The organism is Streptomyces sp. NPDC005438 (genome assembly GCF_040606315.1).
In the GTDB taxonomy this organism is placed as follows: domain Bacteria; phylum Actinomycetota; class Actinomycetes; order Streptomycetales; family Streptomycetaceae; genus Streptomyces.
Genome location: NZ_JBEXEP010000002.1, coordinates 368231 through 386185, shown reverse-complemented (window position 1 = coordinate 386185; position 17955 = coordinate 368231). Strand labels below are relative to the sequence as shown.

At 72.7% G+C, this 17955-nt stretch carries 19 protein-coding genes; 9 read left to right on the top strand and 10 right to left on the bottom strand.

What is annotated here, in order from left to right; all coding sequences use genetic code 11:
• Positions 1-113: 113 nt before the first annotated feature.
• Both ABZT14_RS06520 and ABZT14_RS06515 read right to left on the bottom strand, forming a co-directional pair.
• Positions 114-1190 (bottom strand): DUF3152 domain-containing protein, encoded by a 1077-nt coding sequence (locus ABZT14_RS06520; RefSeq protein WP_356297911.1) that lies wholly within the window; start codon positions 1188-1190, stop codon positions 114-116.
• Between the two features lie 290 nt (positions 1191-1480).
• Entirely contained in the window at positions 1481-2578 is a 1098-nt protein-coding gene (locus ABZT14_RS06515) for an alpha/beta hydrolase (protein WP_356297909.1), read from the bottom strand.
• 230 nt (positions 2579-2808) lie between these two features.
• On the opposite strand from ABZT14_RS06515, the gene ABZT14_RS06510 reads away from it, so the two are divergent.
• The 4 genes from ABZT14_RS06510 to ABZT14_RS06495 all read left to right on the top strand — a co-directional run bounded on the left by ABZT14_RS06510 (position 2809) and on the right by ABZT14_RS06495 (position 4744).
• Entirely contained in the window at positions 2809-3030 is a 222-nt protein-coding gene (locus ABZT14_RS06510; protein ID WP_356297907.1) for a hypothetical protein, read from the top strand.
• 195 nt (positions 3031-3225) lie between these two features.
• On the top strand, positions 3226-3852 hold the full coding sequence (locus ABZT14_RS06505; protein WP_356297905.1) for a TetR/AcrR family transcriptional regulator: 627 nt from the start codon (positions 3226-3228) through the stop codon (positions 3850-3852).
• Positions 3853-4051: 199 nt separating this feature from the next.
• Positions 4052-4279 carry a DUF3107 domain-containing protein gene (locus ABZT14_RS06500; RefSeq protein ID WP_356297903.1) on the top strand — a complete coding sequence of 76 codons (228 nt, stop codon included), beginning with the start codon at positions 4052-4054 and terminating at the stop codon, positions 4277-4279.
• Positions 4280-4459: 180 nt separating this feature from the next.
• On the top strand, positions 4460-4744 hold the full coding sequence (locus ABZT14_RS06495; protein WP_356297901.1) for a hypothetical protein: 285 nt from the start codon (positions 4460-4462) through the stop codon (positions 4742-4744).
• 128 nt (positions 4745-4872) lie between these two features.
• Here the strand turns inward: ABZT14_RS06495 and ABZT14_RS06490 are convergent, their stop codons facing one another.
• Positions 4873-5631, bottom strand: coding sequence for a ferritin-like fold-containing protein (locus ABZT14_RS06490; RefSeq protein WP_356297899.1), 759 nt, complete (start codon positions 5629-5631; stop codon positions 4873-4875).
• A gap of 557 nt (positions 5632-6188) precedes the next feature.
• Between ABZT14_RS06490 and ABZT14_RS06485 the strand changes: the two genes are divergently transcribed.
• Entirely contained in the window at positions 6189-7769 is a 1581-nt protein-coding gene (locus tag ABZT14_RS06485; protein WP_356297897.1) for a DEAD/DEAH box helicase, read from the top strand.
• A gap of 285 nt (positions 7770-8054) precedes the next feature.
• On the opposite strand, the gene ABZT14_RS06480 is transcribed toward ABZT14_RS06485, so the two are convergent.
• Both ABZT14_RS06480 and ABZT14_RS06475 read right to left on the bottom strand, forming a co-directional pair.
• The gene (locus ABZT14_RS06480; RefSeq protein ID WP_356297895.1) at positions 8055-8615 is read right to left on the bottom strand and encodes a hypothetical protein; all 561 of its coding nucleotides are present in this window, start codon (positions 8613-8615) and stop codon (positions 8055-8057) included.
• Between the two features lie 62 nt (positions 8616-8677).
• On the bottom strand, positions 8678-9790 hold the full coding sequence (locus ABZT14_RS06475) for a magnesium and cobalt transport protein CorA (RefSeq protein ID WP_356297893.1): 1113 nt from the start codon (positions 9788-9790) through the stop codon (positions 8678-8680).
• 528 nt (positions 9791-10318) lie between these two features.
• Between ABZT14_RS06475 and ABZT14_RS06470 the strand changes: the two genes are divergently transcribed.
• On the top strand, positions 10319-10924 hold the full coding sequence (locus ABZT14_RS06470) for a suppressor of fused domain protein (RefSeq protein WP_356297891.1): 606 nt from the start codon (positions 10319-10321) through the stop codon (positions 10922-10924).
• Between the two features lie 209 nt (positions 10925-11133).
• Here the strand turns inward: ABZT14_RS06470 and ABZT14_RS06465 are convergent, their stop codons facing one another.
• Entirely contained in the window at positions 11134-11721 is a 588-nt protein-coding gene (locus ABZT14_RS06465) for a helix-turn-helix domain-containing protein (protein WP_356297889.1), read from the bottom strand.
• A gap of 70 nt (positions 11722-11791) precedes the next feature.
• Here ABZT14_RS06465 and ABZT14_RS06460 point away from each other — a divergent pair, with 70 nt between their 5' ends.
• A complete protein-coding gene (locus ABZT14_RS06460) occupies positions 11792-12685 on the top strand; it encodes an NADP-dependent oxidoreductase (RefSeq protein WP_356297887.1) in 894 nt (297 codons plus the stop codon).
• Positions 12686-12745: 60 nt separating this feature from the next.
• On the opposite strand, the gene ABZT14_RS06455 is transcribed toward ABZT14_RS06460, so the two are convergent.
• Together ABZT14_RS06455 and ABZT14_RS06450 are read right to left on the bottom strand one after the other, a co-directional pair.
• The gene (locus tag ABZT14_RS06455) at positions 12746-13006 is read right to left on the bottom strand and encodes a hypothetical protein (protein WP_356297886.1); all 261 of its coding nucleotides are present in this window, start codon (positions 13004-13006) and stop codon (positions 12746-12748) included.
• A 117-nt stretch (positions 13007-13123) separates the two neighbouring features.
• Positions 13124-14374 carry an MFS transporter gene (locus ABZT14_RS06450; protein WP_356297884.1) on the bottom strand — a complete coding sequence of 417 codons (1251 nt, stop codon included), beginning with the start codon at positions 14372-14374 and terminating at the stop codon, positions 13124-13126.
• 197 nt (positions 14375-14571) lie between these two features.
• Between ABZT14_RS06450 and ABZT14_RS06445 the strand changes: the two genes are divergently transcribed.
• On the top strand, positions 14572-15210 hold the full coding sequence (locus ABZT14_RS06445) for a DUF6758 family protein (protein ID WP_356297882.1): 639 nt from the start codon (positions 14572-14574) through the stop codon (positions 15208-15210).
• Between the two features lie 161 nt (positions 15211-15371).
• Positions 15372-16217, top strand: a complete 846-nt coding sequence (locus tag ABZT14_RS06440) for a PHP domain-containing protein (RefSeq protein WP_356297880.1) — start codon at positions 15372-15374, stop codon at positions 16215-16217.
• 13 nt (positions 16218-16230) lie between these two features.
• Here ABZT14_RS06440 and ABZT14_RS06435 read toward each other — a convergent pair whose 3' ends face one another.
• Both ABZT14_RS06435 and ABZT14_RS06430 read right to left on the bottom strand, forming a co-directional pair.
• Entirely contained in the window at positions 16231-17097 is an 867-nt protein-coding gene (locus tag ABZT14_RS06435) for an alpha/beta hydrolase (protein WP_356297878.1), read from the bottom strand.
• Positions 17098-17107: 10 nt separating this feature from the next.
• Positions 17108-17824, bottom strand: coding sequence for a hypothetical protein (locus tag ABZT14_RS06430; RefSeq protein WP_356297876.1), 717 nt, complete (start codon positions 17822-17824; stop codon positions 17108-17110).
• Positions 17825-17955: the final 131 nt, after the last annotated feature.

The following is a 17955-nucleotide window of genomic DNA, read 5'->3' as shown; positions in this document are numbered from 1 at the left end:
GCGTGCGCCACCATCGACCGGTCGTGGACCGGCGGCCGTCAGTCGCCAGTCGTGAACGGTTCCCCGCCCTCACCCACCGCGAGGGCGCGGAGCAGGGGTGCGGCCGGTCCGGGTCAGGGGTGCGGCCAGGCGTTGGGCCGGCAGTTGCGGTCCCCGGTACGGAGGAACTTGGTCTGCTGCATCATCACCGGAGCCAGCGCCCCGTCCTTGGGGCAGGACTCGTGGCCGTACCCCAGCCGGTGGCCCACCTCGTGGTTGATCAGCATCTGTCGGTAGGCGTGCATCCGGGCCTTGCCGAAGGTGGGGGCGCCCTGGGCCCAGCGGTACCCGTTGATCATGACGCGTTCGGTGGACGCCGAGTCACAGGAGACGTTGTCCTGGGTGGTGTCCAGGCCCGACTTGGCGCACCAGGTCGCCGTACCGGCCGGACTGGCCAGGGTGATCACGAAGTCGGCCCGCCCCTTGGAGACCCGCTCGAAGGCGTGCGCACCACCGTGGGCCCAACTGCGCTTGTCGTTCAGGGTCTTGTGCACCGCCTTGGCGAACAGCTCGCCGTTCAGGGGGACACCGCCCTCGACGTCCACCCGGTAGCGCAGGACCGGGCCCGAGCCGGGTGCCTTCTGGTGCCCCGCCACGGCACGGAACTTCCCGGTGCCGGTGGAGTCCGGGTCCAGGGCGAACTGGGTGGCCATACGGTCCTGGTAGTCGGCCTTGGGATTGTCGGCCGGCAACTGCGGCGGCCCCTTGGGGCGGCCCCGGGAGCGGGACGCCTCCCCCGCCTCGCCCCGGTCGGCCCGCGTGGGGCCGGCCAGTGGGCCGTCGTCCCGCTTGTCGGAGCCGTTCAGTCCGGTGACCTGTCCGGCCACCACCATCAACAGCACCGTGGTCACCGCCGCGGCGGCCACCCCGGTGAACGCCCGGCTACGCCGTCCCCGCTGGCCGGTGTCGAGCACCTTGGGCTCGGGCTGCGGGGCGGGGGTGTCCGCCGGCTCCTCGTCGGGGTCGTCGGGGGGCGGCTCGGCGCCACGCGGTCCGGGGACCCGGCTGTCGGGGGCGCCCTTGGCGAAGACGTCCTCGTCGGGGTCGGTCCAGGAGGTCGAACCGGTGCCGAAGCGGGAGTCGTCGAAGGCGTCCAGATACTCCTGCCGGGGCCCGCCACCGGACTGCTGGCCGACCAACGGGGCGCCCACCCCGGTGTCCTGGCCACTGGTCCAGCTCCCGGGGGCGCCCCAGGCCCCTCCCGGTTCCCGGTGCTCGGGGTGGCCGCCGGCGCGGTCCCCCGACCCGGGCCGGGGAACGTACCCGTACGGGGGACGGGGCGCGGCGCCGGGCTGACGTGGGGCGGAGGGCCGGGAGGGGGCGGCCGGTCGGGTCGCGGTTCCGGGGGAGGTCGGGGTACCGGAGGTCGAGGGGGCGTCGCTCGGCTGTGGACGTGCGCTGGATTCGCCTCGTCGGCGACTGTGGCGTCCCACGTTTCCCGTCAGCTCCCGCCCGCGTCGGTGGTGATGTCCTTGGCGGCGGGATGGGCCGTCGCCTCAGTGAGGAGATCGCGGCGCCCGCCGTCGTCGCGCACCGTTGGGGCAGGGTTACCGCGTGACGCGGGCACAGTCAACTCCGCCTCGTCGTGGATCAGTTCCCTGGCCGCCTGGGCCACCAGCTCCGGGTACTCCATCATCGCCACGTGCCCGGCCTCGGGCAGGAACAAGGTGCGGGAGACCCCGAAGGCCCGGGCCGCCCTACGGGCGTTGCGTGCCCTGACCAGCTGGTCCCGGCCGCCGTACACCAGCAGGGTGGGCGCCTTGACCCGGGTGGCCAGCCGCCAGCCGGAGTGCCGGCCCAGCAGGGTGTAGGAGTCGACGATGCCGCGTGCCGAACCGGCCAGGGCCTCCCAGAAGTGGGGCCGCTCCAGGCGCCGTTCGCTCTCCCGCACCGCGAGGGCGAGTTCCTCGGGGGTGACCCGGGCGGGGTCGCCGTAGCACAGGCCGAGCACCGAGCGGGCCCGCTGTTCGGCCGTCCAGTGCCGGGTGAGCCGGGTGAACAGGTCCACCACCCCGGGCACCGCGAGCAGCGCGGTGGGGACGGCGGTGCGCTGCGGGGTCCACTCCGGCAGGGCGGGAGAGACCAGGGTGAGGGTGCGCACCAGGTCCGGCCGGGCGGCGGCGACCTTGGTGGCGACTGCGCCGCCCATGGAGTTGCCGAACAGGTGGACCGGTCCCCGACGGCTGGCGTCGAGGTAGCGGATGACGGCGCGGGTGTGGCCGGTGAGGGTGTAGTCGCGGTTCGGCGGGGGCGGGGAGTCACCGAAGCCGGGCAGGTCCACCGCCTCGCAGTCCAGTTCCCCGTCCAGTTCGGCCATCAGCTTCGACCAGTTCTGGGAGGAGCCGCCCAGTCCGTGCACCAGCAGCGCGGGGGCGAGGCCCTCGCGCCGTGGCGGTCTGGCCCGTACCGCCAGGTCGAGCGGGGGCAGGGAGACGCTGGTGAGGGTCTCCCCCTCCCGGGTGTGGGCGCCGACGAGGTGCGGCGCCTTGGCGGTGCGGGGCAGGCCGGGTCCGGTCGAGGGGGAGGGGGAGGGTGGCATGGGGCAATGTTACGAGACGATCACGCCCTCTGGCTTGTGGGCGCACTCACATCGCCGGGAACGGCCGGAACGTCCCCCGTCAGGACGCGGTGGAAGCTGTCGAAAACGGGGGTTGGGACCGGGCGCTCTCTGGGCAGACGTGTTGACGCACGGCTCCGAGACGGGTCGTAGGCTCGAAGCAGGGGAAACCCGCAGCCCGCTCGGACACCCCACGGGAGAGAGGTGCCGCTATGCCAGTCGACCCCACCGAGCCGACCGAGACCTTCGAGGACCGCTACGAGGACGAGGGCCCCGGCTTCGAGACGCCGGAGGCCGACGCCGCCGAGCAGCGGATCGAGCTGCTCCAGCAGCGCGACGCCCCGATGACCGGTCGCGTGGGAGAAGCGGTGGACCCGGCCGACGCGTGGGAGCAGACCCGGGTCGTGGAGGACGACGAGGAGGACTACCGGTGAGCTGCGGGGCCACCGGCCCCCTCACCGGCGCACCACTCGCGGACCGCCAGCACGATTCCTTCACCGTTCGCCGCGGTGAATTCGGTTCCGTGGACCCCACAGTGGAGTTACCCAAAAGTACGATGGGCACCGAAGTATGAACCCCACATCGCACAACTCACCCTGGCTCACCAGGGGGACCCCCAGGGAGGCAGCGTGACAGCCACCGAGCAGACAGAGGCGCGCCCCCGCGGCACCCGGCTGCCGCGGCGCGCACGGCGCAACCAACTTCTGGGCGCGGCCCAGGAGGTGTTCGTACGCGCCGGCTACCACGCCGCGGCCATGGACGACATCGCCGAGCGCGCCGGAGTCAGCAAGCCGGTGCTGTACCAGCACTTCCCCGGCAAGCTGGACCTCTACCTGGCCCTGCTCGACCAGCACTGCGAGGCCCTGAACCAGGCGGTCCGCAACGCCCTGGAGTCCACCTCGGACAACAAGCAGCGGGTGGCGGCCACCATGGACGCCTACTTCGCCTACGTCGAGGACGAGGGCGGCGCCTTCCGCCTGGTCTTCGAGTCCGACCTCACCAACGAGCCGGCCGTACGGGACCGGGTGGACCAGGTCAGCCTGGACTGCGCCGAGGCCGTCAGCGAGGTCATCACCGAGGACACCAACCTGCCGCCCGCACAGTCCATGCTGCTGGCCGTCGGGCTGTGCGGGATGGCCCAGATCACCGCCCGCTACTGGCTCAGCTCCGGGCAGCCCATCCCCCGGGACGCCGCCTCCAAGCTGATCTCCTCGCTGTCCTGGCGGGGCATCGCCGGCTTCCCCCTCCAGGGCTGAGGCGGCGAACGGCCACCGAAGGGCCACCGAACAGCCGTCGAACCGCCCCGTACGGGCGGCGTGTTCGCTCCGGGCGTGCGGGCTGACACCTCCGGTGACGACCCGCGCGGGCTAACCTGTGATCCGTACGGCGCGGTTGGCCCGCGCATTCTCCCTGGCTGGGCGCCATGGGATCTGAACCGTCGGAGGGAACATAGCCGTGGAGGTCAAGATCGGCGTGCAGCACGCTCCTCGCGAGATCGTGCTGGAGAGCACGCAGGCTGCCGACGAGATCGAGAGCGCGGTGTCGTCGGCGCTCAGCGGCAAGGAGCCGCTTCTGAGCCTGGTGGACGAGAACGGCCGCCGGGTGCTGGTCCCGTCCGACCGGCTCGCCTACGTGGAGATCGGTGAGGCCGCCAGCCGCAAGGTGGGCTTCGGAGCCCTCTGATCCGGCGGACAGCCACACCGCGAGGGGCGGAGACGCGTGACGCGTCTCCGCCCCTCGCACGTTCACGGCCGATCCGCCACCGGAGAGCCGAGCGCGGTACTCCGTCCGGGGTTACCCGCGCGGACACGGGGGTACGACGGAGGCGAACCACCTTCGTGGACACCCGCGTCTGGAGGTCACATGTTCTGGGAAGCGCTGGGATCACTGCTCCTCGGCCTCGCCCTGTCGACCCTCTCGCTGTGGCGACTGCCCGGACGGTTCCCCCAGCCCTCACTGACCCTCGCCACCGGCACCCTCGGCACCCTGCTGGGTGGGCTGATCACCCGGGTGGTGCTCGGTCCCGGCCACCACCTCGCCACCTTCGCGGTGGCTCTCGGCGTGGGCCTGGCCCTGCTGTCGCTGACCCTGAGCGACTCGGTGGGCCGATCCTTCCGGGGCGGCATGACACCACCCCCGGCCCGTTAGAGCGCCCTTCACGGAGCACCGCCGAGGCCGGCCGACGCGCGGGAGCCCCTCTCGCCCGCGTACGCCGCGCGCCACGGTGGGCCCAACCCCGGCTGTCCGGGCTCCCCTTGAGGGAGCCCGGAGGTGTGTCAGGCGGCCAGGCCCAGCGCCGCCATCCGCTTGGTGTGGGCCTCGGTGATACGGGAGAACATCCGGCCGACCTCGGCCAGGTCGAAGCCGTCGGCCACCCCGCCGACCAGCATGGTGGACAGCGCGTCCCGGTCGGCGACCACCCGCTGCGCCTGCGACAGGGCCTCCCCCATCAGCCGTCGGGCCCACAGGGCCAGCCGGCCGCCCACCCTGGGGTCCTCCTCGATGGCCGTACGCACCTTGGCGACGGCAAAGCTGGAGTGACCGGTGTCGTCCAGCACGGACAGCACCAGGCTCCTGGTGTCGGAGTCCAGCCGGCTGGCCACCTCGCGGTAGAAGTCGGAGGCGATGGAGTCACCGACGTATGCCTTGATCAGCCCCTCCAGCCAGTCCGAGGGGGCGGTCTGCCGGTGGAACTCGTCCAGCGGCCCCGCGAACGGCTCCATCGCCTCGGTCGGCTGTACGTCGATGGCCCGCAGCCGGTCCCGCAACTGCTCGAAGTGGTGGAACTCCGCCGAGGCCATGGCCGCCAGTTCCGCCTTGTCCGCCAGGCTCGGGGCCATCTTGGCGTCCTCCGCCAGCCGCTCGAAGGCGGCCAGTTCGCCGTAGGCCAGCGCGCCGAGCAGGTCCACCACCGCCGCCCGGTACTGCGGCTCCTTCGACGCCTCCGCCCAGTTCAGTCCGGCGATACGAGGGGCGGTACCGCCCTGGTCCGGCTCCTCGGAGGCTTGGTCAACGGTCTCGTCAGGGGTGTCCATGACCCGTCACGATAGCCGGCCCCCACCCCGGACCGACCCGCCGGTCACCCCGCCGGACGGTGACGGGAGGGCGATCGGCGTCCCGGGGGTGCCGGCCGGTACGTGACCGCTCGCACAGTGCGCGACCCACCCCCAAACACCGGATCCCGGGGTACAGTGCTAGAGGCCCATCGGACCATGGTGGGTCCACGCATGATTGCGGATGCCCGGTCGGTGGCCCGATCGGCTCCGACCAGACCGCCCCTTTCGCGGGGAGCGCGCGTCCCCAGGGATGTGCGCCACGTACCAGGGGACCGCTCGCGCGAGACGGCGCTTGAGCGAGAGCTAGTGGTCCCGCACCGTAGCGGCAGGCCGGCCAGGCCCGCCCACGGAGCGGTCGACCCTTCCGCTCGCTTCGCCGTGAGACTTCCGTCAGGGAGCCGGAGGCCGTGTCCGTCTCGCGACACACAGAAGAGGCAAGCATCCTGTCCACGACGTTTCGAGATCTGGGGATTCTTCCCGAGACAGCCGAGGCCCTGGAGGCCGTCGGCATCACCACACCGTTTCCCATCCAGGAGATGACCCTCCCGGTCGCTCTCGCCGGCACCGACGTGATCGGCCAGGCGAAGACCGGTACCGGCAAGACCCTCGGTTTCGGTCTGCCGGTCCTGGAGTCCGTGACCGTGCCCGCCGACGTCGAGTCGGGTCGGGCCACTCCCGAGCAGCTCAGCGACGCGCCCCAGGCGCTGGTGGTCGTCCCGACCCGTGAGCTGTGCAACCAGGTCAGCAACGACCTGCTGACCGCCGGCAAGGTACGTAACGTCCGCGTGCTGTCGATCTACGGCGGGCGTGCCTACGAACCGCAGGTCGAGGCCCTCAGGAAGGGCGTCGACGTGGTCGTCGGCACCCCGGGTCGACTGCTGGACCTGGCCGGCCAACGCAAGCTTCGGCTCTCCGAGATCCGCACCCTGGTGCTGGACGAGGCCGACGAGATGCTGGACCTCGGCTTCCTGCCGGACGTCGAGAAGATCGTCCAGATGCTGCCGGCCAAGCGGCAGACCATGCTGTTCTCGGCGACCATGCCGGGACAGGTCATCTCGCTGGCCCGCCGCTACATGAGCCAGCCCACCCACATCCGTGCCGCGGTGCCGGACGACGAGGGCCTGACCGTCGCCAACACCACCCAGCACGTCTTCCGGGCCCACTCGATGGACAAGCCCGAGATGGTGGCGCGCATCCTCCAGGCCGAGGGACGCGGGCTGGCGATGATCTTCTGCCGCACCAAGCGCACCGCCGCCGACGTCGCCGACCAGTTGTCCCGTCGGGGCTTCGCCTCCGGCTCGGTCCACGGCGACCTGGGCCAGGGTGCCCGGGAACAGGCGCTCCGGGCCTTCCGCAACGGCAAGGTGGACGTGCTGGTGTGCACCGACGTCGCCGCCCGGGGCATCGACGTCGAGGGCGTCACCCACGTCATCAACTACCAGACGCCCGAGGACGAGAAGACCTACCTGCACCGCATCGGCCGCACCGGCCGGGCCGGCAACACCGGCATCGCGGTGACCCTGGTCGACTGGGACGACATCCCCCGCTGGCAGCTGATCAACAAGGCGCTGGGGCTGGACTTCCACGAGCTGGAGGAGACCTACTCCACCTCCCCGCACCTGTACGAGGCGCTGAACATCCCGGAGGGGACCAAGGGCGTGCTGCCGCGCGCCGAGCGGACCCGGGCCGGGCTGGCCGCCGAGGAGGTCGAGGACCTGGGCGAGCCGGGTGGCCGCTCCTCCTCCCGGAGTGGCCGTGGCTCCCGGGGTCGAGACCGCGAGCGGGAGCGGGAACGCCCCCAGCGGACGAACCGGCAGCGTCGCCGTACCCGTGGCGGGGTGACGGTGGAGCACCAGGACTCCGACGCCTCCCCCGAGTCCGGGCGTACGGAGGGTGCCGAGGGTGAGAAGGCGGCCGAGCCGTCCCGCCCACGGCGCCGCCGTACCCGGTCCCGTTCCGGGCGTCCGGCCTCCGCCGCCGCCACGGACAGCGGCGGGCACTCCGAGGGCGGTACCCCCGCACCGGAGCAGGGCGCCGAGGGTGCCGGTTCCCGGCCCCGCCGTCGTCGCCGTACCCGTCGGGGCGGCGCGGAGGCGAACACCGGCTCCGAGAGCTGACGCGCTGACGCACGGGTGAACCCGAACGAGGGGGGCGTCTCCGGCTACGGCCGGGGACGCCCCCCTCGTGTCGTCCGGGTGGCCCGGATCGGTCGGGCGGCACCGTCGTACGCCATGGTGTCCGCCGAGCACGGCCCGGGCCGGACACGTGGCGCCGGCCCGGGGCCTCCCCGGACCGGCCGCGAGTCGAGCCCAACACTTCCGCCGCCCCAGCCACCTACGGGCGCGCCAGGTCACCCACCCGAAGTGTGGCCGCCCGGTCGGTCGCGCGGACCACGGCGTCGGTCAGCTCCGGGAGCGGCGACGGAACAGCAGCCGGGGCAACCCGGCGGGCATCGCCCGGCGGGTGGTGACCGGGGTGGGCCTGGGCGCGGCCGACCCGGAACCGTCCGGCATCCTCCCGGGCGCCTGGGTGGAGGGGCCGGCCGGCTGGAGTCGGAGCACCCGGCACTCGCGGGCCCAGCGCTCGGGCAGCCGCTCGGCGTCCGGGGCATTGAGCCGCTTGCCCCGCAACTGCTCCACGGCCTCCCGCCACTCCTCGGTGTCCGGCGCCAACTCCCGTACGGTGGCCGGCCACACCACCAGTCGGCCGCCCTTGTCCTTGCTGCGGACACTGACCTCGGCGGTGCCGCCGTCGGTCAACTCCAGGCCGTCCAGGGGCTGTTCACCGGGGCCGCCGACCAGCAGCACGGCGTCCTCGTGCCACAGGTGCCACAGCGAGCGGGCCGGCCCCTGGGGGCCGCGTACCCAGACCAAGCCGGACTTCTTGGTGGCCTCCTCGATCAGCGCCCGGTCCAGCAACCGGTCCTGGGCGGCGGGCGGCCGTGGCGGGGATGGCTGTGTCATGGAGGCAGACTAGGGGGTGTCCGGGGAACGGGGCGGGTCAGGGAGCCGCTTCCGGTGTCGGGTCACAACCAGCCGTTGCGGCGGAAGCCCCGGTGGATGACGGCGCAGACCCCGACGGTGAGCAGCAGTACGGCGGGGTAGCCGAAGCGCCACTCGGTCTCGGGCATGTAGTCGAAGTTCATCCCGTAGATGCCGGCGATCATCGTGGGCACGGCGAAGATGGCCGCCCAGGAGGTGATCTTCCGCATGTCCTCGTTCTGGGCGACGGTGGCCTGGGCGAGGTTGGCCTGGAGGATGGAGTTCAGCAGGTCGTCGAAGCCCAGCACCTGGTCGTTGACCCGGGTGAGGTGGTCGGCGACGTCCCGGAAGTAGTTCTGGATGTCGGGGTCGATCAGCCGGGTGGGCCGCTCGCTGAGCAGCTGCATGGGGCGCATCAGCGGGGAGACGGCGCGCTTGAACTCCAGTACCTCGCGCTTGAGTTGGTAGATGCGTCCGGCGTCCCCGCCGCGCCTGCCGTAGCCGGCGTTCTCGGAGAAGACCTCGATCTCCACCTCGTCGATGTCCATCTGCACGGCGTCGGCGACCGCCAGGTAGCCGTCCACGGTCTGGTCGGCGATGGCGTGCAGCACCGCCGAGGGCCCCTTGGCGAGCAGTTCGGGGTCCTCCTCCAGCCGGTGCCGCAGGGCGCGCAGGGAGCCCTGGCCGCCGTGCCGGACGGTGATGATGTAGTCCCGTCCGGTGAAGCACATCACCTCGCCGGTCTCCACCACCTCGCTGTTGGGGGTGAGTTCGGTGTGCTCGACGTAGTGGATGGTCTTCAGGACGGTGAACAGGCTGTCGTCGTACCGCTCCAGCTTGGGCCGCTGGTGGGCGACCACCGCGTCCTCGACGGCCAGCGGGTGCAGCCCGTACTCGGTGGCGATGCCGGAGAACTCGGCCTCGGTGGGCTCGTGGAGGCCGATCCACACGAAGCTGTCGCCGTCCTCGGCACGCACCCGGCGCAGCGCCTCGGCGGGGGTGAGCTGCTCCTTGATCCGACGTCCCGAGCTGTAGACGGCGCAGTCGACGACCGCGCTGGCCTTGAGGTTCCGGGTGTTGTCGTAGTGGTACGGGGACTGCTTGCCCCGACGGCGGGAGGGGCGGACCACGGCGCGCAGGTCGCGGATCATCGACATGCTGGGCTCCTTGGGGGCCGGGCCGTCGACGGGCGCAGCGCTGCCCGGAATGAGGACCTACGAAGGCGTGCCGGAGGTCACCAAAGCGGGCACCGCGCGGACGGGACGGCGGACGCGGGAATCTTCTCGGTGGGGGGAGAGTGCGTGCGGGCCGCTCTCCCGGCCGAACCCCCTGGGCGACGGCCGCCAACGGGCGGCGGGAACGCCGGTATCGGGAGGGAACGAAGCGTCAGACGCGGGTGGACGACTGACGTTCGGGAGAGCCGCTGGTACTGCACGGTCGACTCGGATCCATGCCAGCTCCACCTCCTCCTGTCAGTCCCCGGAGGGAATATCCGTACAAGCCCTAACCGGCTGCAACCGTAGCACTGGTGCGGGGTGGCTCCGGCCATCCGAACGGGAAATCGAGGGGAGCGCAACGGGTTTTACCAACTGATGACTCGCCCCGCCCCAGGCGCCTCGTACGGCCCCCGGTCGTGCCGCCCACCACCCGGCGCCGCCGCGCGTCGACCGCCCTATGCTCACCGCATGACCGATGTGCTGCGGCGGGTGACGGACCGGCTGACCGAGCTGTGGGGCGAGCCCGACGCCAGGGCCGGGGTGACCTTCCTGGGCGCGGAGCGGATCGAGGTCGCGCGTTACCTGGACGGGGAGTTGGTCCGCTACGTGACCCTCGGCATGTCGGCGGCGCCGATGGCCGACCCCACCGCCGTACTGGCCGATCCGGTACGCGGCCCCCGCGCGGAACTGGTGTTGACGGTACGGGTGGGTGAGGGGCCGGGGCACGGCCGGCTGGCGGAGGTCGACACGGTGCTGCGCCCCCTGGCGGTGCTGGCCGCCTCGCCCCAGGTCGAGGGGGTGGTGGTCAGCCCCGGTGCCTCGCTGGACGTGGGTGAACCCCTCTGGCGGGGCGCGCCGTTCACCTCGGTGCTGGTGGCGGAACCGGGTGGGCTGCTGCCGGACGTGGAGTTGCCCGAGCCGATGGAGCCGGTGCGGTTCCTGCCCCTGTTGCCGATGACCCCGACCGAGGCCGCCTGGAAGCGGGTGCACGGGGCGGCGGCCCTGGAGGAGCGCTGGCTCGCCCGGGGCACCGACCTGCGGGACCCCGGGCGCGCTCCGGTGGCGCTGGAGTAGTGACCCACTCTCAGGGGAGCGGCTTGTCAGTGGGTTCGGGAGTCGCCCTGACCCGGCGGCATCCCGCGGTCCTGGTCCGTTCCTCCGGGCTCTGACCTCGCCCGCGCGTTGGCCGTGGAGAGGGCGGCCCCAGGACGGACCGGCCCACGGTCAGGGGCCGAACACCGTGCCGGGGGTAGCGGGGGCCGTCCCGGCGGACAGGTGAAGCGCTACTCGTCTCGGGATGGGCGGGCGACCTCCCAGGCCGCCTCGATCATCTGGAAGACCTCGTCCACCGTGGCCTCCGGCTCGGCCGCCTCACGGGCCAGCGCGTAGGCGTCGATCACGAACCTCGCGAGCGTCCGGCACGCCGTCGCGGTCTGCGGCAGGTCGGGGTCGGCAGTGAGGGCGACCGCCAGCGCCTCCGCGTGGCGCAGCCCCATCGACTCCTCGTACTTCCGCAGGGTGGGCGATTCGTCGATCATGCGCCGGATCGGGGCGGCGTCGTCTCCCGTGCAGTGGCGCACCAGGGCCTGGACCTCGCGGCGCAGCGCCGGGAGGAGCGGCTCGTGTGGCGCCCGCCCGGTGACCGCCCGCGTGAGGCGCTGCTCGAAGTCCTCGTCCCGCTCGAAGACCAGGGCCTCCTTGGAGCCGAAGTGGGAGAACAGCGTGGTGACGGCCACGTCGGCCTCGGCGGCCACTTCGCGGATACCCACCGCCTCGTACCCACGCTCCAGGAAGAGCCGCACGGCGGTGCCGGCGATCTTCTCGCGGGTCGCGGCCTTCTTACGCTCACGACGTCCGGGCGACACGGTCATCGCCGAAAGCTATCAGATACGAAACTGAAGCAACTGCAAAACACTAACCGTTAGTGCTACGTTTCCCCGCATGAGAAAAGTGAGCTTCGCCGAGTTCGGCGGTCCAGACGTCCTGCGACTCATAGACGCCGAGGAGCCCCACGCGGGCCCCGGCCAGGTGCGTATCGCCGTGCGGGCGGCGGGCGTGAACCCCGCCGACTGGAGGGTCCGGGAAGGTCAGGTCCTCAAGGCCCATCCGACCGAGTTGCCCGCCGGAGTCGGGCTGGACGCCGCCGGGGTGGTGGACCAGGTGGGCGAGGACGTCGACGGAGTCCAGGTCGGCGACCACGTGTTCGGCGAGGGCTCCAGCACCTACGCCGAGTTCGCCGTGCTGTCGGCCTGGGCCCGTATCCCCGAGGGGCTGACGTTCGAAGAGGCCGCCGGGTACCCCTCCGTGGTGGAGACCGCGCTGCGCGTCCTCCGCGAGGTCGACGTGCGGCCCGGACAGACGCTGCTGGTCAGCGGCGCCTCGGGGGGAGTCGGATCGGCGGTGCTCCAGATCGCTCGCGACCGGGGCATCACGGTGATCGGCATCGCCGGGGCCGCGAACCAGGACTACCTACGGAGCCTGGGCGCCCTCGCCACGACGTACGGCGAGGGCTGGGTGGAACGGGTCGGGCGGCTCGGCCGTGTCGACGCGGCCCTCGACCTCGCCGGCTCGGGCGTCATCCGCGAACTCGTCCAGCTGACCGGGGACCCGCGGAAGGTGGTCTCCATCGCCGATCTCGACGCGCCGCAGTTCGGTGTCCGGTTCTCCGGTACGGCCGGGAGTGTGCCGGACGCGCTCGCCGAGGCCGTCGACCTCATCACCCGGCGAAGGCTCCACATCCCGGTCGAGAGGTCGTACCCGCTCGCCGAGGCCGCGGCGGCCCACATCGACAGCCAGGCCGGTCACACCCGCGGTCGCCGCGTCATGGTGGTCTGAGCGGGCTCCCCCGGGCCGGCGGTCCGGCTCCCCGGGCACAGCCGGGGCGATGACTGGTCGTCACCCCTGGCGGTCCGGCACCGCCTCCGGGCCTGGCTCGCTGGGGAAGCCCCGGCCGTGGGCGCCGGCCGGGAAGCCGACCTCGGCGCGTTCGGTCTGGAGGAACACGTCGTCGAAGCCCAGGGCCGTGCGGGGTCTGGGTCGGTGAACGCCCTGGCCCAGTCGCTCCGCTGACCGGGCGCAGAGCAGCTCGCCCTCGCCCCAGTCGCGGAGGGTCGGGGTGTTGACGGCGCCCGGGTCGGCGTGAAGGCGAAGACCCACGGGGGCGTGCCGCGAGGGGGCGGGGCGGCCCTCGATCCGGCACCCAGGACACCCGGCGGGCCCGGCCCTCGTACTTCGGCCACCGCGCCGCCCCCACGAGGAGCCCCTCGCCGGCGCTCAGCTCCTGGTGGCGGGCGTCGGGGTGGCCGGGGTCGACCCGGCCGGGTGTGGCGCGGCCTTCTCGTGGGCCAGCCGGTCCAGGTCGGCCGAGCGCAGGCGTACCACCGTCGCGCCGAGCAGTGCGGTGACGGCGGCGATGACGAAGGGCATCCGGGCGTTGGTCCACTCCTCGACGCGGGGCGCGAGGAAGGGTGCCGCGGCGGCGGCGAACCACCGTACGAAGTTGTAGCCGGCGCTGGCCACCGGGCGGGGCGCGTCGCTGACCCCGAGGGCGAGTTCGGTGAACACGGTGTTGTTGACGCCGATCAGCGCGCCGGACAGCACGGTACCGGCAATGGCGGCGGTGTGGCCGCCGTAGCCGATGAGCAGCAGGTCGGCGGCGAGCAGCACCAGGGAGAGCGTCAACACCCGCAGGGAGCCCAGGCGTTCCTGGAGCCGTGGGGCGATCAGTACGGAGAACACGGCGAGCAGGACGCCCCAGGCGAAGAACACCGCGCCCGAACGGTAGGGGGACATCCGCAGGACGAAGGGGGTGAAGGCCAGCACCGTGAAGAAGGCGTAGTTGTAGAGGAAGGCGGCGGCCGAGGTGGCGGCCAGTCCCCGGTGTCCGAGGGCGCGCAGGGGGTCGGCGAGGGAGACCCGGCGGGCCGGCCGGGGTTGCTCCTTGAGGAAGACGCTGATGGCCAGGAAGCCGAGGGCCATCAGGGCGGCGGTGCCGAAGAAGGGGTAGCGCCAGCTGAGGTCGCCGAGGAGGGCGCCCAGCAGGGGGCCGCAGGCCATGCCGAGGCCGAGGGCGGACTCGTAGAGGAGGATCGCGGCGGCGCTTCCCCCGGAGGCCGCGCCGACGATCACCGCCAGCGAGGTGGAGACGAACAGGGCGTTGCCCAGCCCCCAGCCGGCGCGGAAGCCGACGAGTTCGGGAACGCTCTGGGAGCCGCCGGAGAGGGCGGCGAACACCACGACCAGGGCGAGGCCCAGCAGCAGGGTGCGGCGGGGGCCGATCCGGCTGGAGACGAAGCCGGTGAGCAGCATGGCGAGGGCGGTGATGAGGAAGTACGAGGTGAACAGCAGCGAGACCTGGCTGGGCGAGGCGTCCAGGCCGGTGGCGATGGAGGGCAGGATCGGGTCGACCAGTCCGATGCCCATGAAGGCGACCACGGCGGCGGAGGCGGTGGCCCAGACGGCGCCGGGTTGCCGCAGGATGGCGCCGGCTCCCTGGTCGAGGGGGTCTGGCTGGTGGACCGTCATGGCGTGGTGCTCCTCACTGTCGGATCGTCGGTGCCGTCGTCCGTCCGGTCGCCGGGGGTGGCCGTCCACCCCGAAAAGAAGTTAACTTAGCGAAGCAAATAACTGCAACATGCACCCACATGGGGTCGGCCCACCCCGGGCCCCGACGGAGTGATCGTCCTTGACGGGACGCCGACAGGGGAGGACCGTGGGACCTCATGAGGGGCGAACCGAGTTGCCCGAAGTGCGGTGGCCGTGTCCGGGCACCCGGACTCTTCGCCGACACCTGGCAGTGCGAGGTGCACGGGGTGGTGCACCCTCTCCAGCCTGTCCTCCCTCCCAGCGTCGAAGCCCTCGGGGTGGTCCTCAGCCGCGCCCAGGTCCCGGTGTGGATGCCCTGGCCCCTGCCGGTCGGCTGGCTGTTCACCGGGGTGGTCTCCGCCGGTGACGACCGCAGCGGAGGTCGGGCCACCGCCGTCGCCTGCTCCGGCCCCGGACTGCTGGACGGCCCCGGTGAACTGCTGCTGATCGCCGAGGAGTTGGGCGTCGGACTCGGTGCCCGGTACGCCGGAGTACCCGGACCGGACCCCGGCGCCCACATGCGGGTGGACCGCCCGCCCGAGGTCAAGGTGATCGCCGCCGGCCGGCCCACCCCGCTGTGGCCGGTGGACGGCGCCCCCAAGGATCGCGCCGTCTTCGCCGGCGAGGCCCTGGGCCTGTGGCTGTGGGCGGTGCTGTGGCCCGAACCCTCCGGGCTGCTGCTCTACGACGACCTGGTGCTGGCCGACCTCCGGGACGCCGGCGCCGAGTTGGACCTGCTCCCCTGCGGCGCCCTGTCCCCGCGCATCCTGGGCTGACCTCCCGCTCGCCGGGCCGACCCGGCACCAGTCCGGCTCTCCCCGGTCACCGACCGCCCGCCAGATGCCGGCGGTCGTCCCCGGGACCGCGTACCGGGGGCCAACCCGTAGGCTGCCAGCAGACCCCGGCAGCCCCTCGTCGACCCCGGAGGCCGTATCCCGTGCGCATCGACCTGCACACCCACTCCACCGCCTCGGACGGCACCGACTCCCCCGCCGAGCTGGTACGCGGCGCCGCCCGGGCCGGCCTGGACGTGGTGGCCCTCACCGACCACGACACGGTCGCCGGTCACCCGGAGGCGATACGGGCGCTGCCCCCGGGGCTGACCCTGGTGACCGGGGCCGAGATGTCGTGCCGCTGGAACGGGATCACCCTGCACATGCTGGCGTACCTGTTCGACCCCGAGGAGCCGGAGTTCCGCCGTGCCCGGGACCTGGTGCGGGACGACCGGCTCCCCAGGGCGCAGGCCATCGTGGCCCGCCTGGTGGAGCTGGGGGTGCCGATCACCTGGGAACGGGTCGCCGAGATCGCCGGTGACGGGGCGGTCGGGCGCCCCCACATCGCCACCGCGCTGGTGGAGACCGGCACCGTGGGCTCCGTCTCCGAGGCGTTCACCGGGGAGTGGATCGCCGACGACGGGCGGGCCTTCGTCCCCAAGCACGAGCTGGACCCGTTCCGGGCGCTGCGGCTGATCAAGGGGGCCGGCGGTGTCGCGGTCTTCGCCCACCCGCTGGCGACCAAGCGGGGACGGTGCGTACCGCCGGAGGCCATCGCCGAGCTGGCCGAGGCCGGACTGGACGGGGTGGAGGCCGACCACATGGACCACGACCCGGCCACCCGCGACCAACTCCACGGCCTGGCCCGGGAGTTGGGCCTGCTGGCCACCGGTTCCAGCGACTACCACGGCAGCCGCAAGACCTGCGAGCTGGGCGAGCACACCACCGACCCGGAGGTGTACCAGCGGCTGGTGGCCCGGGCCACCGGGGCCCGGCCGTACACCGGCTGAACCGGCCGCCGGATCAGCCGGCGTGCCGGCGCCAGAAGTCCGCCAGCGCCTCGGCGGTGACCTCGGGCCGCTCCACGTTGGGCGAGTGCTCCGCCCCCTCGATCACGGTGTGCGGGGCGTCCAGCCGCTTCGCCATGTCGGCGAGCGACTCCACCGGCCAGGCGTAGTCCCGCTCCCCGCTGACCACGTGCACCGGTACCCCGCTGGCGGACAGTTCCTCGCTACGGTCCGGCTCGACCAGCAACTGGGCGCCGGCGGCCAGGAGTTGGGCGGGTTCGGTACCCAGCCAACGGTCCCGAAGGAACTCCCGCACCTCGGCCGGGGTCTCCTGGCCGGGCGCCTCCGGGGGGTCCATCTGGGAGATCATCTGCCAGATCTTCTCCATCGGCAGCTGCCGCAGCGCGGGCCCCAGCACCTCCAGCCGGGCCCGCTGGTCCGCGTGCACCGCGCCGGGGCCGGAGCTGAGCAGGGTCAGCGAGGCGAAGGGCTCCGGGTCGGCCAGCACCGCCGCCCGACAGACCTGGCCGCCGAAGGAGTGCCCCAACAGGTGCGCGGTGCCCCCCAGGGCCCGGGTCTGGGCCAGTACGTCCCGGACCAGCTCCTCCTGGGCGTAGGCCGACTCCTCCCGGGGCCCGGCGCTCTGGTACTGCCCCCGGCCGTCGACGGCGCAGACCCGGAAACCCGCCCGGGCCAGCGGCTCCAACAGAGGGAGGAAGTCCTCCTTGCTCCCGGTGAAGCCCGGCACCAGCAGGGCGGTGCCGTACCGGGGCTCGGCGTCCGGCCGCTCCTCGGACCACAGCACGGCGAACTCCCCGCGCTCGGTGGCGAGTCGGCCGGGGCGGGCGGTGGAGGGAAGCCGAAGGGTGGGTGGTCTGCTCATGCCGGGTTCCTCAGTCAGCCGAGATGGACTTGCCGTAGTCCACCACGTTCTCCTTGCGCGGTGCGCGCAGGGTCAGCCGCTTGTTCCAGTCGGACAGCACCACCACCCCGGCGTCTCCCCCGCGCTCCACCCGCAGGGGGTGCGGGGTGCCCTCCAGGGAGACCTCCATGATCCCGCCGTGCCCCTTGTCGGCCGTCACGGCGACGGTACGGGTGTCGTCCACCTCGCCGTAGGTGCCCTTCTCCCGGCTCCCGTTGAGGTCCAGCACGCCGTCGAGCATCACCTCCATGTCGGTGAAGCCCCGCAGTTGGCGGTACGCCCGGTCCTTGTGCGGCACCTTGACGTACTTCCCGTTCAGCTTCCTGGCCGCCGCCACGTCCGCGCTGGTGGGCCGCTTGCCGGTCTTGTGCTGCCGGGCCCAGAACGCCGTACCCGCCTTGAGGTACAGGTCACGGTCCACCCGCAGCAGTTGGAACCGCTCGCCCCCCTGGGCGGACACCTCGCCCACCGCCCCGGTGTCCGTCAGCCGCATGTCCAGCCGGTAGTCCCGCTTGCCGCTGCGCACCTTGCCGGAGAGGTGCACCGCCTTGGCCCGCTCGGCGCTGGACCGGGCCTGCCGCTCGATCTGCTTGGCGCTCTTACGTCCCACCCCGTTGGTGCCCTCGTTCGGGTCGCTCTTGCCGCACGAGGCGAGCAGGGCCACCGACACCACGGCGCCTAAGGCCACGGCCGCTCGACCTCGACTACCGGGCACCTTACTCACGTACGCGCATCCTTAGGATCGACGGCGGGGGGAGCGATGACGGCACCCTACCGGTCGCCCCACAAGCCTCCGGGTGCGCATGTGGTGGAGGCCTC